Source organism: Persephonella sp., from assembly GCF_027023985.1.
Classification (GTDB): domain Bacteria; phylum Aquificota; class Aquificia; order Aquificales; family Hydrogenothermaceae; genus Persephonella_A.
Genome location: NZ_JALVTW010000004.1, coordinates 16705 through 32126, shown reverse-complemented (window position 1 = coordinate 32126; position 15422 = coordinate 16705). Strand labels below are relative to the sequence as shown.

Here is a 15422-nt window from a genome sequence, read left to right as displayed (position 1 = left end):
TTTATTTACCTTCTTCTCTAAGCCATTTACTTACAAGGTCTGCTATAAGTTCTGGAGATTCCTCTGCTATTTCAAGTAGTTTTTGGAATGCAGGCTCTTTTTCTATATGAAATTCTTCTGTTTTTTCATGTGCTGCATAAACACCTGCTGCCATTTCAGGTGTAACTCCAGGAGGTAATGTGATTTCTTCTTTTTTCTTTCCTTTTATTACCTTTAGAGCAATAAATCCTGCTACAGCGAGGATTAATAAAACCAGAATTGCAATTGCTGCCATAAGTATGTAATTATGAATTGGTGTAGCTCCTGCCTGTGCTTTCAGGCTTTCTGCTTTTGTTTCAAAAGGAACACTTACAACAGTAACCTGATCTCCTCTTTTTGGGTCAAATCCTATTGCACTTTTAACCAGTTCTTCATAGGTTTTCAGTTCTTCTTTTGACCTTGGGATAAATTTATAAGTTTCTTTTCCTTCTTTGTCTTTCTGTTTTTCGTATCTTCCGTCTATAAGAACTCCGACACTTAATCTCTTTATTTTAAATACATTTTTGTCTGTGCTTATATATGATTTTGTTACTTCATAATTCTTTGTCTGGTCTTTTTTGCTTTTATCACGGATTATTGTTGTTTGTGTTCCTGTTATTACAGGAGGGACATTGGTTGAAGTTCCTGGAGGGGATACGGCAGGATTTTCCCTTTCTGTAACCTTTTCCTGAATTTTCCTTTCACTTACAACTGCAACTTTGTCAGGATCAACAATCTCGTCCTTTTGTTTTACTTTTGCAAGTTCAAGTTCAACGGAAGCCCGAACTACAACTTTATCAGAACCGAGAGCTTTTGCAAGCATAGATTGGACATTCTTTTCTATCTGTCTTTCTAATTTTTTCTTAAGCTGGACTGTTTTGTCTGTGGCTGCTTCCTGACTCTCCTCATCCAGCATATCAGATAAGACTCTTCCTGTATTGTCTACAACTGTAACATTTTCAGGTTTGAGTTTAGGGACAGCATGGGACACAAGGAAAACTATCGCTTTCACCTGCTCCTTTGTTAGAGTTCTTCCTGGCCAGAGTCTAACTACTACCGATGCTTTTGGTTCCTCTTCTTCTCTAACAAAGATGCTTTCCTTTGGGAGTGCGATATTTACCCTTGCATTTTCAACAGGGTCAAGCTGTTTTATTGTTCGTGCAAGTTCACCTTCCAGTGCCCGCAGATAGTTTACATTTTCCTGAAACCGTGTTATGCCCATTTTGGGCTCTTCAAAAATCTCAAACCCAACATTCTGACTTGAAGGCAGACCTTTTGCTGCCAGTTTTAGCCTGATGTCATAAACTTTATCCTTTGGGACGAGGATGATGCTACCGTTTCCCTCAACCTTATAAGGAATATTTTCTTCTTGTAGAACTTCTAATATTTTTCCTGCATCATCAGGACTGAGATTTGTATATAAAACGGCATAATCAACATTTGAAAAGGATTTATATGCAATAGTTCCAATTAAAGATAAAAGCAGTAAACCTGCCACAAGAATTGCTATATGTTTCGGGGTTGCATATTTCTTTCCTAAACTTAAAGCTTTTTCTTTTATCTGATTTATGTCCAAATTTTATACCTGCATTCTCATTATTTCCTGATAGCTTTCTAAAGCTTTGTTTCTTATTTCTGTAATTAGTCTTAGCGAAATGTCGGATTTAGATATCTGATACATCAGACTTTCTAAATTATCAACTTTTCCTTCTACAATCAACTGCTCTGCTTTTTTGGCATTTTGTAAATCTTTGTTTACATCTGCAACAAATTCCTGCAAAACTTCTCCAAAATCTTTTGCTGGCTTTTTCTCAATCTTCTGTGTCAGTTGTCCAAAATCCTGAAGTCCTTCAATCCTCATCTTAAGCCCCCATTAAACTTTTAGTAGTTCTATGCTTTTTAGTAGCATATCTTTATGTGTATTGAATGCTGTTAAATTTGCTTCATAAGTCCTTATTGCAGACATCATATCAACCATTTCTCTAAGGGGGTCAACATTTGGCAGATGAACATAACCGTTTGCATCTGCATCCGGATGTTTAGGGTCATATTTCATTTTAAATGGAGATGGGTCTGCTATTACCTTAGAAACTCTAACTTCATAAACAGGAACACCGCTTTCTTTATCTAATATTGCCTGAAAAACAGGAACTTTTCTTCTGTAAGGTTGACCATTTTCAGCTTTTGTTGAGTTTACATTTGCAAGGTTTGATGAGGCAATATCTATCCTTATTCTCTGGGCTGCCATCCCTGTTACTGATACTTCAAGGCCTTTAAATATCATGGCTGACTCCTTTATCTACCTGATATTGCATATTTTAGTTTGGCAAGCTCTTTTCTCATACTTTCCAGTAATGTTTTATACATAATTGAACTTTCGGCAAGCTTTGCTAATTCCTGCTCAACATTTACTCTGTTTTCATCATATCCGGTGTAATTGGGAGTGGTAACCTCTTCTATCTTTATTTTTACTTCAGGGAAAGGGTCTATATGTTTTGGGTTTGTTTTTTTTAGTTTTACTTGCTCTGTGATTATTTTTTCAAATTTAAGGTCTTTAGGTTTGTAAAAAGGAGTATCTGCATTGGCTATATTACTCTGGATGATTTTTGTTCTTTGTAGAAAAAATGCTGCTTTTTCTTCGAGGGTATCTATATGAGAGAATAGCTCACTCATTTTTAAAACCCCTTATAAGCTGGAAATCTTCAATTAGATTTTTTGCAACAATACTCCATTCTGTATTGCAGTTTTTTATTCTATCTGTGTATTTGTTGAGTTCTTTGGTATTATCTGACCTTATCAAAGCAATTACCACCCAGCTATTAATGTCGCAGTCTTCCTTAAATCTTTCGGAAAGGGGAAGTAAAATCTTTAGGGTAGATTGATACATATTCTTGTCAAACAAAGTATAAGTCAGTTCCCTGACAAAAATGCGTGCAAGTAATGAGTCTTCATATATATCCGGAATAACGTCTTTAATCCTGTCAATAATCTGATTCAATTTATCAATCTGATTATTTTTCAGATACAAATATCCCAGAACCACATATTTTTCCGGATTATTACCGCAGCTATTTTCTATCTGGACTGTATCTATCTGGTCAAATTTACTTAGGAATATAAGATTTTTTGTTTTTAGCAGATAGTATTCACAGTTTTTGTTTTTGAGCTTTTGTAAAATTTCAAGGGATTTTTTATAGTTTTTAAGGGAGTAATATGTATCAGCAAGAAGCAGTAATGCATCATCATCTTTGTATTTGTTATATATGAATTTTGCAACTTCAAGGGCAAGTAGATATTTACCGCATTTTTTCAGGTCTTTATAAACAAGTTTTAAAATATCTCTGTCAAATACTTTGAAAAAGAAATCTTTATTAGAAATAAATAAGTCGCATATCTTAATAGGTGGAAGTTTTTTTAGTTTGTCCCTCCATAGCTGGTTTATATACTCTTTGTGTTCATATCTTAGGCGATTTGTGTTTACAAGAGAAAGTTCCCATGTGAGTTTTTTAAATAGTTTCTCGGAATTTTTTCCAAGAACCATTTCCCCAAAATTTCCAAGTGCAAAAAAGCCAATATAGTTGTTTCTGTTTGATATTAGGGTTTTCAGAACAAATTCAAAAGGATTTTTGATATCTTCGTCTTTGATTAAAACTAATTTTTTCTTTATTTCCGGATTAAAATCTGCAAGGGCAAGGATTTTTAGCTTTGCAATAATTGCTTCTTTGGATTTTGGATATTTTTTTACTATAGTGTAGTAATAATTAAAGGCCTGTATATCATCCCCTTCATAATGGGCTATATCCCCAAGTCTTAAAAGGGATTTCCTGATAATACTTTCATCTTTTACTATGCTTATTATTCTTCTAAAAACTTGTTTCGCAAAGGTATATTTTTTGAGGCGATAGGCGTTTTCCCCTAAAATGTAGTAATAAACTGGATTTTCAATCAGATATTGTTCGTATTCCTTATATACAGGAATTAGATATTTGAAGGCTTCCTGATAATTCCCTTTCTGAAATTCAACAAGCCCTTTAACAAATTCGAACTCTTTTTTCTCTTTTTCCGATAGTTCCTCTAAGTTCACAAGAACAATGTATCTGGTGATGATATCAAGTCTTTTAAGCCATGCTGCTGTTCTGAGAATTGCTATTACTGTTTCAAACTGTTGTTTTGGAGTTCTTGCCTGCGCAAATGCAAGTTTATAAAGAGCAAGAGCTCTTTCATACATAAAGAGATTTTCATAGATATTGCCTTTTGTGTAGTAAAAGTCCCAGTTATATGGATTTTTTGCAGTATAAGAATATGTATTGATGTAATACAGAGCTTTTTGTAGAAACTCTTTTATTCCTGTTTTCCTTCCTATGATTAGATAAATCTTTGCCGAAAGTTTAAGTGCGTCTGCATAATAGGGATTTTTAGGGTATTTTATGATTTTTGAAAGTAAATTAAGGGCTGAATAGTAATCTCCACGATTAAACATTTCAACGGCAAGCTGATATTTAGCCTTAAAATCTTCTATCTGTTTTTGGGTATATTTAATCTCCTCAGGTTTTTTTTCGGTGGTCTGTGCATAGGAAAATATAAATAAGGAAAGCAGAAAAAGAATTATTCTAAACCCTGACATTTATCTCTCTACTTACCGATTGGGTGTTGTAATTTTTTTGTTTTGAGAAAATTCTAATCTCTTTTTCTTTGGATTTTATTTTCAGGTTGTATTCTTTTATTCCTGTTTCTTTCATTATTTCCGGTATTTCGGTTTTAAGGCTGTTTAACAACTGGCTTCCATTTACAGACATAAATAGATTTAGATTTCCATTGTGATATGTAGCTCTAAGGGAAATATTTTCTAATCTTAAATTTAGCGAAAGCTGTTTTTGAAAATAGTGTTCGTGAATATCTTCTTCTTGTGTATATTCTGCTTTGTGTTGATGCACTCCGGAATCTAAATCTGAAAAACTATCCTGTTTAAAATCATTTTGTGTGCTATGTGAAACAGTAACAGTCTCTTTTTGGGATACTAAAATTTTTACTGTATTTTCAGGCTTATCTTTTGGATTTTCTATATTTAATGGTTGAACAGGATTATTTTCAATTATGAGTTCCTCATGTTTTTCGGTTTTGTTAAGTTGTTCAGAAGTTTTAATAGCTTTATCTGACTGTTCCACCTTAACTTTTTTGATTTTATTTCCTACAAGATATCTAAGTTTATTTTTATTACTTATCACCAATTTTTGTTCAGTTTTAAAGTCGTTTAAAGGTTTATAATTATTTTTGTCTAAAATTTTCACTTTACTTTGGATGTAATAATTATCTATTTTAAACTGAGTTTGCTGGGATGTATTTTGTTGTAATTTTTGGGGAATGTTTACTTTTTCTGTTAAATTAGAAACTTTTAGAGTAGATTTTTCTTTGTCATAAGAAGCTATTTCTAGTGTTTTTGTATGATTCACTACTCTTTCAGATTTATAAGATATCTTTGGTTCCTGTGTTGTAGATTTTGAAATCCAGTCGTTTTTTGAAGTTAATTTTGGAGAGTCAAAGATATTTTTATCAGCTTTGTTTAGTCTTTTTTGACCAATACTTTTTGATAATTTCTTCCCAGAAGAGATAACAGAAATTTTATCCGGTTTAACAGGAATAAACTGTATTTGCCTGTCTTTATGGGAAACAATTTTTTCTACAGTAGTTTTTATTTGATTAGAAATATTTATGTTTTGGATATTTTCTTTTGATGTTTTCGATGATTTCTGCAGTTCTATTTTTTCTACTGTTTTTTGCCCATGCTTCATACTACTTACAGGAACTTTTTCTTCATTAACAGGCATGTGTTTGTCTTTAGGAATAAAAATATTTTTAATATTTTCTCTTGTAGCAGAAATTTCAACAGGTATTCCTTTTGGATTTTTGGTTTTTTGTAAATTATCGGTGTAGATGATAGTTAAATTTTTTCTATCATGGAATTTGGCTAAGTTTTTTATGTTCGGTGCAATATTTCCTTTTTCTATCTGCCTTGCGGTTAATTCTTTGGCTTTTATATTTCCTTGAGAAGTTCTTTGAGTGCTTTGTAAAACAAAATTACTTTCATTTATTAACGGATTTATATTTACAGGCTGATTTTTAGGGTTTTTGACTTCTATCTTTTTCTTTTGGAAAGTGGTTTTATTTATTTGAGGAAAAGTTGTATTATCAGGCTCAACTATAAACCTGTTTATTTTTTCGGTGGTGCTGGGTTTATATTTTTTAACAAAAAATATTTTGTCTATTTTGAATTTTGAAAGCTGCTTTACTGGAATTTTTTTCAATAGTTTTAGGTTTGTTAGATGGTTTATTCCTTTATCTGCAGGTATAAGATTAATAGAAGGATGATGATTTTTAACTGTGGCTAATTTTTTAGGTAGATGAGAAGATGCTTTTATCATATTTTCAAATATTTGGGCAAATAAATCCCCCTTTGGAGTATGGCTATTTACCTTATGGTTAAGCTTCTGTGAACCGGCTACTTTTAAAATCTGCATGATTTCAACGATTATAAATTTAAATTAATTTTCGTAAAATGGCAAAATTTGATTAAAGTTATTAACTTTTATAAAGGGGATATTATGAATAGAATCGGATTAATTATTCTGCTTACTGTTTTGGCTGCTACCATTGGAGGTCTTGCTTATCTCCTGTATGAAAGGGCTATGAGTAATCGGGTTCTTTATTATAAAGGTGACATAAGAAAAACCCCTAATTACTATAAAGGCAAAATGGAGAATGCTCCTAACTTTTATAAAGGCTCATTGAAGAAAATGAAAAACTACTACAAGAAAGATATTAAAGATATGCCCAATTATTACAAACCACCTTCAAATAAACCTTCAGATAGGGCTTCAAGGCTGAGAAGTTTAAGGGAAAATTGGTAATCAGTAAATATAAATAGATTTAAGTTTTTTTATTGCTTCTGCTTTTATCTGTGATACCCGGGAGACAGAGACATTTATCTCTTCAGCTATTGTTTTAAGGTCTTTTTCTTCAAAGTATATCATCTGAAGGACTTTTTTCTCTTTTTCTGATAATAGTTCAAGGGCTTTTAGTAGTTTTTCCTTCTGGTCTTGTTTTATAACTTCCTCTTCCGGAGAGGCTTTTTCTGAGGTCAGGGTATCAATAATCTTAAAGCTTTCATCAGAGGAAAGGGCTTTTTCAATACTTACCATTACAGCTGTGTTTGATAACGGGACAGGCTGCCCCTCTTCTATAGGGGGTTCTTTTTTTATTTTGTCCCTTACGGTTCTTGGGACGATATCCAGACTTCTCAGATAATCCAGAATTTCTCCTCTGATTTTTATATAGGCATAAGTTGAAAGTTTGGCCTTATCTTTATCATATTTTTCTATGGCTTTCATTAAGCCGATAACACCAACATTCACAAGGTCATCAAACTCTATATCTCCCTTTGGAAGCCTATAATAAATTTTACTTGCTACTTTTTTAACAAGGGAGAGGTTATCTAAGATTAGTTTTTCTCTTTCTTTTTTGTCCATCAACCCTTTCTCAGAAAACTTACTACTTTTTCCCAGAATTTTTGTTTTATCTCAGGCGGAGGTTCTTTTAATTCTTCGGCAGCTATTCTTTTGAGCTGAAGAACAAATTTATCAGAAGGATATACTTCTGAGATGATTTGCTTTTTTCTAACTGTTTTTTGAATATTTTTTGTAAATGGTAAAATACCCCCTAATGTAAGTTCCATGTCTAAAAATTTTTTGACAGATGTTCTAAGCCTTTCAAATGTTTCAAATCCTTCTTCTTCTGATTTTGCCATATTTATAATTACTTTAAAATTTGAGTAGTCATATAGTTTTTTCATTGATTTAATAAGTGCATAGGCGTCCATTATTGCCGTTGGTTCAGGAGTTGTTATTACGTAAGTTTGGGAGGAGGCTCTGATAAAGGATATTACCTTGTTATCTATCCCTGCTGCTGTGTCTATTAGAATATAATCATAATTTTCTGAAATGCTGTTTAGATTCTGTATAAACCTTAAAACTGCTGAATCCTCAACCTCGTTGATTGCATCTATTCCTGAAAATCCCGGGAGGATATCAATACCCCTTGTGTTAAATATGATTTCCTCAATCTTTGCACCATTTAGGATATCCTTTAAGGTCTTTTTTGTGTTTACATTAACAAGTATATGGACATTGGCCATCCCAATGTCTGCATCAATTAATAACACTTTTTTGTCATAGTCATTGGCCAGAATATAGGCAAAATTAACGGCAAAATTTGTTTTTCCCACACCTCCTTTTCCACTGGCAACAGCAAGGAATTTTGTATTTTTTTCTATCTGTTTCTCGTTAACAAGTTTTAAAAGGCCTTTTGCCTGCTCTTCCATGGCAGCCTCCAATTATTCTCCAAGAATGTAAGAAGCAATTACCTCAGGTGTAAGAACTTTCAGGTCTTCAGGAACCCTCTGGCCTGTGCTCAGGTATGAAACAGGAATTCTTGTTTCTACAGGTAAATTAAGTAGTAGTCCCGGTCTTTTGGTTTCGTCTATCTTTGTAAAAAATAGGGAGTGTATCGGGAAGAAGGTCTGGTATTTATATACAACCTCAAATGCATCTTCATTTTTAAAATTACAGCTAATTGTAAGGATATTTTTTATTTCTTGCTGGATACCTGTTAGAATTTCTTTTATCTCACCAAGACGCCAATAATCATAATGACTTCTTCCTACAGTATCTATCAGGATAAAATCCATTTCTTTCAGGTCTTCAATTATATTTTTTAGTTTTTTGGATTCGGAGATTGAATAAAAAGGAATGTTAAGTATATTTGCATAGGTTCTTGCTTGTTGGGATGCCCCAACTTTGAATGTGTCTGTGCTGATAACTGCTACTTTTTTATTCTTATTTATAACAAGCTGGGATGCTATTTTAAACAGGTTTGTGGTTTTCCCTACTCCTGTTGGACCTATAAATGCAAATATTCCCGGTTTTTCTGCTATTTTATCTATTGCCCCTGTGAATTTTATATTTTCCTTTATACCCTTGATTAATGCTTCTTTATATGTAACGGTGTTTAAGTCCCATTTATTCGTATCAATATCAAGACCACAGGCAGCCATAACGATTTTTTTGGCCACTTCAGGTTGGACATCTTTTTCAATAAGAAGATTTGCCAATTCAAGTGCATCTCCGGTGAGCTCGGATAAAGCTTTAGATGTCTTATCTTCAACATTATTCGGTGAAATATGTGGAGGTAGATTTCCGGGGGTTGCCATGTTTTGTGCATATTTTGGAAGGGTGGTCTGTATTTTTTTGTCTATAATATCCTCAATTTTGTCCAGAAGTTCCTCAAATTTTATTACAGGCTCTATAGGCTCATCATCTTCTACAGGTTCAACAAATAGCTTGTATTTTTTCTTTCCTTTTAGAAAGAAAAATCTTTTTTCTTCAACAGTTTCATAATGGAGTATTTTTATATCTTCTCCCAGTTCTTTTTTTGCCTTTTCAATAAGCTCCTCAAGGTCGTAACCTTCGTAAACTTTAACCTCCATATGGCTCAACTACCCCTAAGACATTAACTTTTGTTTTCGGATTGATTTCTGCATAGGATAATACCACAAAGTCAGGTAAATATGGCTCTATTATTTTTCTAACAAATCTTCTTGTTGCAGGGGAGGTAAGTAATACAGGAGTTGCCTGTTTTAATACGAACTGCTGTGCCTGATTGGTCAAATCCTGAACAAATTTTTGAACAAATGTTGGCTCAAATGGTGGTAATGAACCACCGTTTTCATGGACTTTTTCCATTATATAGTTTTCTGTTTTTGGTCCCAGCGTAACGGCATATAAAACGCCATCTTTTTCATATTGGGATGTTATTACCCTGTTTAATGCTTGCCTGACAAATTCTGTGAGAACTTCAGGGTCATCTGTTTTTGTAATGTAGTCTGATAATGTCTCAACAATTGTAAGCAGGTCTCTCACAGGTACATTTTCTTTTAATAGATTTTGTAAAACTCTATGGACAATATTCAGAGGCACTTGTTCAGGAACAATATCCTTAACCACAGGATATTTTTCTGCCAGTGCATCAATAAGCTCTTTAGTTTCACTTCTACCAAGTATTTCATAGGCGTGTTTTTTGATAATTTCAGACAGATGGGTAATTATTACCGTTGGGATATCAACAACAGTATATCCTAACATTTTGGCCTTATCTTTCAGTTTCTCATCTATCCAGTAGGCATCAAGACCAAATGCCGGTTCTTTTGTTGGAATTCCTTCTATTTTACCTTTTGTTGTTCCTGTATCTATGGCAAGTAGTTTATCAGGATATATTTCTCCCCTTCCTACTTCTATATCTTTTATGAGAATTCTGTATTCACCAGGTTTAAGTTCAAGATTATCTTTTATATGGATTAATGGAATTATTATTCCGATTTCTTTTGATAGCTGTTTTCTAAGGGATTTTATCCTTCTGACTATTTCTCCGTTCTGTGATTCATCAACATAAGGTATAAGGGCATATCCTATCTCAAATGTGATAAGCTCAGGTTGAGGTAGCATCTCTTCAACAGTTTCTTCTTCAATTTCCGTGCCTTTAAGCAGTTCTTTTGCTTTTTCTTCAGCCATTTCAACTTCTTTTTTCTTAAGAAGTTGTGACATCATGAAAGCAGTTAAACCAATAAGTAAAGCCAGCAATGAAAAAGGGATAAATGGCATTCCCGGGACTATACCCATTGCAAATATTGAACCTGATGCCATATATAAAGCTTTTGGAAAACTGGTTAACTGAACAAAAACCTCTTTACCAAGATTTTCTTCTGATACTGCTCTTGTTACCATTAGACCGGCTGCTGTTGAGGTAACCAGTGAAGGAATCTGTGAAACAAGACCATCACCTATAGTAAGCAAAGTAAAGTTTTTCAGTGCTGTTTGTAAATCCATATGGTGTTGGAAAATACCAATAGCAAGCCCACCTAAGATATTGACTATGGCAATAATTATTCCTGCAATAGCATCTCCTCTTATAAACTTGGAGGCACCATCCATTGCTCCGTAAAAATCAGCTTCCTTTTGAATTTGCATACGTCTTCTCTGGGCTTCCTTTTCATCAATTATCCCTGCATTCAGGTCTGCATCTATAGCCATCTGTTTTCCGGGCATTGCGTCCAGTGTAAATCTTGCAGCAACTTCGGATATTCTCTCTGTTCCTTTTGTAATCACAATGTAGTTAATTGTTACAAGTATTATGAAAACTATTGCACCGACAATATAACTTCCACCTACAACAAATTCCCCGAAGGCCTGTATTACATGTCCTGCTGCATCTGGTCCCTCATGTCCATGAAGTAATATTCTTCTTGTTGTTGCAACATTCAAAGATAATCTAAATAATGTCGCCATAAGCAGTAATGAAGGAAAAGATGAAAGCTGAAGTGGATGTTGAACATAAAGGGTAGTCATAAGAATAACGATAGAAAATGTAATACTGGCTGTTAAAAGTATATCCAGTAGAAATGGAGGCACAGGTAGAACCATAGCCCCCAGAATTGTTATTATAAGAACAACTACAACTGCGTCTGAATATTGGGTAAGCTTGTTAAAAAATGTATTTAGGGTTTCTCCCATTTATTCTCCAGTTGAATATTTCTGATAAGTCTGTAATGCATCTAAAATATACTGTTTTAAACCAAGTTGTCCGGAAGATGCTACAGCTTCCGCTATCTGCATATCAAACATATCCAGATACATTTTTGACTGGAAAGAACTGGAAAATAAACCGTTATTTAATGTTTTTCTAAATTCCTTCATAATCATCCTCACAAAAATTGCCTCAAACTCCTTTGCAATCTCTTCAGGTTCTTTTAATTGGGAAATATCTTTAACATCCCAGTAAGGTCTTATTTTCATATCAGGGTCTATCATAATTTATTCCCCTTTTACATTATTACTATTTTAGCGTGTAATTTTCCGGTGTTTTTAAGTGCCTGAATTATTGCTATAAGGTCTCTCGGGGAAACTCCCATATCGTTAAGTGCTTCAACAAGATCTTTTAATCTTGGGGAATTTATTGAGAAAATTCTGCCTTTTTCTTCTACCACAGTTGTTTGGGTTTGTTGAGTCTGGACTGTTTCTCCACCAGATAATGGAGGAGGCTGTGATATAACAGGTTTTTTCTCCACAGATACATAGATATTTCCGTGGGATACATACACAGGGGCATCGATTTTTATATCACCACTCATAATAACTGTGCCTGTTCTTTCGTATATAACAATTGTAGGTTCGTTGTCTGTTTTTATTGATAGATTTAGTATTTGACCTGTTAGTTTCACTGGGTCAGTTCCCGGTATAAGTTTTACTTTAACGGTTGTTGCATCTATTGCAGTTGCTATTTTTTGATGGAAATGCTGATTTATTGTGTTTTCTATCTGCAAAGCTGTATCAAAATCAGGTTTTTTAAGTGTAAGGACTATATTTTTCATGTCTCTGTAATTAAAAGGTAAATCCCTTTCTACAATTCCACCATTAACAACAACACCTGTTGTGGGAAAGTTTTTTGTGACTTTTCCCCCTTTATTAGATTCTGAAAATCCGCCGCCTGTTGATACGGGACCCTGTGCAAAGGCATAAACCTTTCCATCTGGCCCAAAAAGTGGAGTTCTTATTAAAACTCCATTTCCTATATCTTTTGCATCTCCCATTGATGCAACTGTTACATCAAAGGTCATACCTGATTTTGCAAATGGAGGGAGACTTGCAGTTACCATAACCGCTGCAGCATTTTTTGTTTTTACTTGGGCTGGGTCTATATAAATACCCATTTTCCGTAGCATATTGGCAATACTAATAAGGGTGTATCTTGTTGTTGTTCCGTCTCCGGTGCCTTTCAGTCCAACGACAATACCATATCCGATAAGGTAGTTTGGCCTGACACCCATTACATTAACTTCATCTTTAATCTTTACTGTATTACCTGCAAATGCGATATTTATGATAAAAAATGTGATTAATATTTTTGCAAATCTCATCCTTCAACCCCTTTAGAACGGCCAGATTTTTGAGAGGAACTGGGCAAGCCATCCAGGACGCTGATTATCAGCTATGAATCCTTTTCCATTATATTCAACATACATATCTGAAATTTTAGAGGATAGTATTGAGTTATCCTGTTCTATGCTACTTGGGTCAACAATACCTGAAATTCTTAGAATTTGCTCATCATTGTTTATTTTGATAATTTTCTTACCAACTATAAATAAATTCCCGTTAGGATAAACCTTAACTACTCTTGCTGTTATATTAGCGATAAGTCTTACTCTTCTATCTGTTTTTCCTTTCCCTTTAAAGCTGTTTTTTGAACCTGCTTTAGCTCCAGCCAAACTGTTCTTGTTAAGAAAAGGTTTACCTAAAATTGTTGGCGAAGGAAAATCAAGGTCTACGTTTGTATCTCTGCTGGATTGGGTGTTTGCGCTACCATATCCCTGAACATTTTCAACAACTTTTATTGTGATTACATCACCGACCTGATATGCTTTATCATCGGAAAATAGATTTGTAGTTCCTATACCTGTAAATAAGGAACCGGGAGGCCTTTGTGGCTGCTGATACACAACTTCCGGTGGTTTAGGTTCAAAAGGTTTTAATGCCTGTTGTTTTTCACTACAAGAAAATAGCAGAAGTATTGTAGTTACTGGGAACCACCTATAAATAAGACTGTATTTTCTCCTATTACCTTGCATGGTAGTATCTTTCCTGTTGATGGATTTTTAACTTTAATAACCTGTCCTTTCTGGCCATTTTCAAGGGCATAACCGGTTATTTCTATCCTTATACCATTTCGGTCATATACTACTTTAACATAACTTCTTTTCTTTACCGGATAATCAGGTTCAATCATATTTTCCCTTATAGGTTTGTCTTTCTGGATAAAAACTTTTGCAATAGCACCTATCACAATATTTGGGTCAGTGATATAACCCCTTCTAAATTTAATTTTCTCAGTTCTGATATCTTCTTTTGATATAAGCTGTCCTTTCATAATATCTCTGGCAGCTACGACTACTTTTGCAAATGGTATATATTTGACAGATACATTTATACTCTTTATTAACTGCCCGTTCCTGAGAATCTGATAGCTTAAATACATATAAGAAGATGTTTTATTTCTTTCCACTATCTTTATTTGAACCTGATATGGAAATTTTTTTTCAAAGGGAGGAATTCTTATTTGCTGAATTTGATAGTCTGGATATCTATTTCTTATATAGTTGAGAATATCTTGTTTTATTTTTTGAGTATTAATATAAGGGGTATTTTTGCTGATAACTGTGAAGTTTCCGATTATACGGATTTTTGAAGTATCTATGTAGTTTTGGCGGAGTATCTGTTTTATGGTTTCCGGGTATATTTTTACTGAACCGGTTAGATTATTTACTACAACAATCTGTGACAAAAATGATTTTAAAGTTGGTGTATCTGCTTTTATCGTTGCTATATCAGACAGCTCAACCTGGTTTTTATTGGTATTAAGGTATTTTTTCAGTGTTATAACGGTTTCCCCGTAACTAAAGGGAAAAATCAGCAGGAAAAACAGAAATATTTTAACTTTTAAGTGTTGCAACTGTCCTGAGCATCTCATCTGCTGTAATTATACCTTTTGAGTTAATCTCGTAAGCCCTCTGTGCAACAATCAGATTAACCATTTCCTCAACAATATTTACATTGGAAGCCTCAAGAAATCCCTGTGCAAGCTTTCCAAATCCGTCTGTGTTAGGGTCACCTTCTATTGCCTCACCTGAGGCTTCTGTCTGAACGAACAAATTTTCTCCTATTGCTTTTAAACCGGCTGGATTTATAAATTTGTATAGCTTGATATCTGTAAGCTCTTCAACTGTTTCCTGTCCACCTTCATTTCTAACTGCATAAACTTTTCCATTTGGGCTGATGTCTATGCTGATTAAGGTTTCAGGAGAGGATATCTGGATATTGGGAGATAATCTATATCCGTTAGGGGTTACAACATAACCTTCATTATCCAACTGAAAATTACCGGCTCTTGTATAAGCTTCTCCTCCTCCTGGAAGTTCTATTTTGAAAAATCCTTCTCCCTGTATAGCGAGATCAAGCTGTTTATCTGTTTTTATCAAACTACCCTGGGTAAATATTTTAGATACATCTGATAGTTTTACCCCAAGACCAATCTGAATTCCTGAAGGAACCCTTGTTTCATTTGAACTCATAACTCCAGGGTCTTTTATATTCTGATATATAAGATCTTCAAAATTTGCCCTGCTTCTTTTAAATCCTACAGTGTTAACGTTAGCAATATTGTGGGATATAACATCAAGATTTGTTTGCTGGGCTTCCATTCCTGAAGCTGATGTCCATAATGCTCTAATCATTGTTATCTCC

The 15422-nt window shown here is 34.0% G+C and carries 16 protein-coding genes; 1 reads left to right on the top strand and 15 read right to left on the bottom strand.

All coding sequences use genetic code 11. The features are described from left to right. Position 1 precedes the first annotated feature (1 nt). Genes fliF through MVE07_RS00655 form a run of 6 tightly spaced genes read right to left on the bottom strand, consistent with a single transcriptional unit; the run spans position 2 to position 6533 of the window. Positions 2-1594, bottom strand: a complete 1593-nt coding sequence (fliF, locus tag MVE07_RS00680; protein WP_297452782.1) for a flagellar basal-body MS-ring/collar protein FliF — start codon at positions 1592-1594, stop codon at positions 2-4. 3 nt (positions 1595-1597) lie between these two features. Then, a complete protein-coding gene (gene fliE, locus MVE07_RS00675; RefSeq protein WP_297452780.1) occupies positions 1598-1879 on the bottom strand; it encodes a flagellar hook-basal body complex protein FliE in 282 nt (93 codons plus the stop codon). A gap of 12 nt (positions 1880-1891) precedes the next feature. Further along, positions 1892-2302 (bottom strand): flagellar basal body rod protein FlgC, encoded by a 411-nt coding sequence (gene flgC / locus MVE07_RS00670; protein WP_297452778.1) that lies wholly within the window; start codon positions 2300-2302, stop codon positions 1892-1894. 11 nt (positions 2303-2313) lie between these two features. Next, the gene (gene flgB, locus MVE07_RS00665; protein WP_297452776.1) at positions 2314-2691 is read right to left on the bottom strand and encodes a flagellar basal body rod protein FlgB; all 378 of its coding nucleotides are present in this window, start codon (positions 2689-2691) and stop codon (positions 2314-2316) included. After that, complete coding sequence (locus MVE07_RS00660) at positions 2684-4642, bottom strand: tetratricopeptide repeat protein (RefSeq protein ID WP_297452774.1); 1959 nt, start codon at positions 4640-4642, stop codon at positions 2684-2686. The genes flgB and MVE07_RS00660 overlap by 8 nt, the downstream gene beginning before the upstream one ends. Next, positions 4629-6533 (bottom strand): hypothetical protein, encoded by a 1905-nt coding sequence (locus MVE07_RS00655; RefSeq protein ID WP_297452772.1) that lies wholly within the window; start codon positions 6531-6533, stop codon positions 4629-4631. Before MVE07_RS00655 ends, MVE07_RS00660 begins: the two co-directional genes overlap by 14 nt. Before the next feature lie 84 nt (positions 6534-6617). On the opposite strand from MVE07_RS00655, the gene MVE07_RS00650 reads away from it, so the two are divergent. Beyond that, entirely contained in the window at positions 6618-6923 is a 306-nt protein-coding gene (locus tag MVE07_RS00650; protein WP_297452770.1) for a hypothetical protein, read from the top strand. On the opposite strand, the gene MVE07_RS00645 is transcribed toward MVE07_RS00650, so the two are convergent. From MVE07_RS00645 to flgG, 9 genes are read right to left on the bottom strand one after another with little or no spacing between them, the layout of a single operon-like run. After that, positions 6924-7541 carry a sigma-70 family RNA polymerase sigma factor gene (locus MVE07_RS00645; RefSeq protein WP_297452768.1) on the bottom strand — a complete coding sequence of 206 codons (618 nt, stop codon included), beginning with the start codon at positions 7539-7541 and terminating at the stop codon, positions 6924-6926. It abuts the gene before it with no gap. Then, a complete protein-coding gene (locus MVE07_RS00640) occupies positions 7541-8392 on the bottom strand; it encodes a MinD/ParA family protein (RefSeq protein ID WP_297452767.1) in 852 nt (283 codons plus the stop codon). Before MVE07_RS00640 ends, MVE07_RS00645 begins: the two co-directional genes overlap by 1 nt. 12 nt (positions 8393-8404) lie before the next feature. After that, a complete protein-coding gene (flhF, locus tag MVE07_RS00635; protein ID WP_297452766.1) occupies positions 8405-9556 on the bottom strand; it encodes a flagellar biosynthesis protein FlhF in 1152 nt (383 codons plus the stop codon). Continuing rightward, complete coding sequence (gene flhA / locus MVE07_RS00630; RefSeq protein ID WP_297452765.1) at positions 9546-11636, bottom strand: flagellar biosynthesis protein FlhA; 2091 nt, start codon at positions 11634-11636, stop codon at positions 9546-9548. Before flhA ends, flhF begins: the two co-directional genes overlap by 11 nt. Further along, positions 11637-11933, bottom strand: a complete 297-nt coding sequence (locus MVE07_RS00625) for a rod-binding protein (protein ID WP_297452764.1) — start codon at positions 11931-11933, stop codon at positions 11637-11639. A 14-nt stretch (positions 11934-11947) separates the two neighbouring features. Continuing rightward, positions 11948-13039: a flagellar basal body P-ring protein FlgI gene (locus tag MVE07_RS00620; RefSeq protein WP_297452762.1), complete on the bottom strand. Its 1092-nt coding sequence runs from the start codon at positions 13037-13039 to the stop codon at positions 11948-11950. Positions 13040-13051: 12 nt separating this feature from the next. Further along, positions 13052-13750, bottom strand: a complete 699-nt coding sequence (locus MVE07_RS00615) for a flagellar basal body L-ring protein FlgH (RefSeq protein WP_297452760.1) — start codon at positions 13748-13750, stop codon at positions 13052-13054. Then, on the bottom strand, positions 13699-14631 hold the full coding sequence (gene flgA, locus MVE07_RS00610; RefSeq protein ID WP_297452758.1) for a flagellar basal body P-ring formation chaperone FlgA: 933 nt from the start codon (positions 14629-14631) through the stop codon (positions 13699-13701). Before flgA ends, MVE07_RS00615 begins: the two co-directional genes overlap by 52 nt. Then, on the bottom strand, positions 14612-15412 hold the full coding sequence (flgG, locus tag MVE07_RS00605) for a flagellar basal-body rod protein FlgG (protein ID WP_297452756.1): 801 nt from the start codon (positions 15410-15412) through the stop codon (positions 14612-14614). The genes flgA and flgG overlap by 20 nt, the downstream gene beginning before the upstream one ends. Positions 15413-15422: the final 10 nt, after the last annotated feature.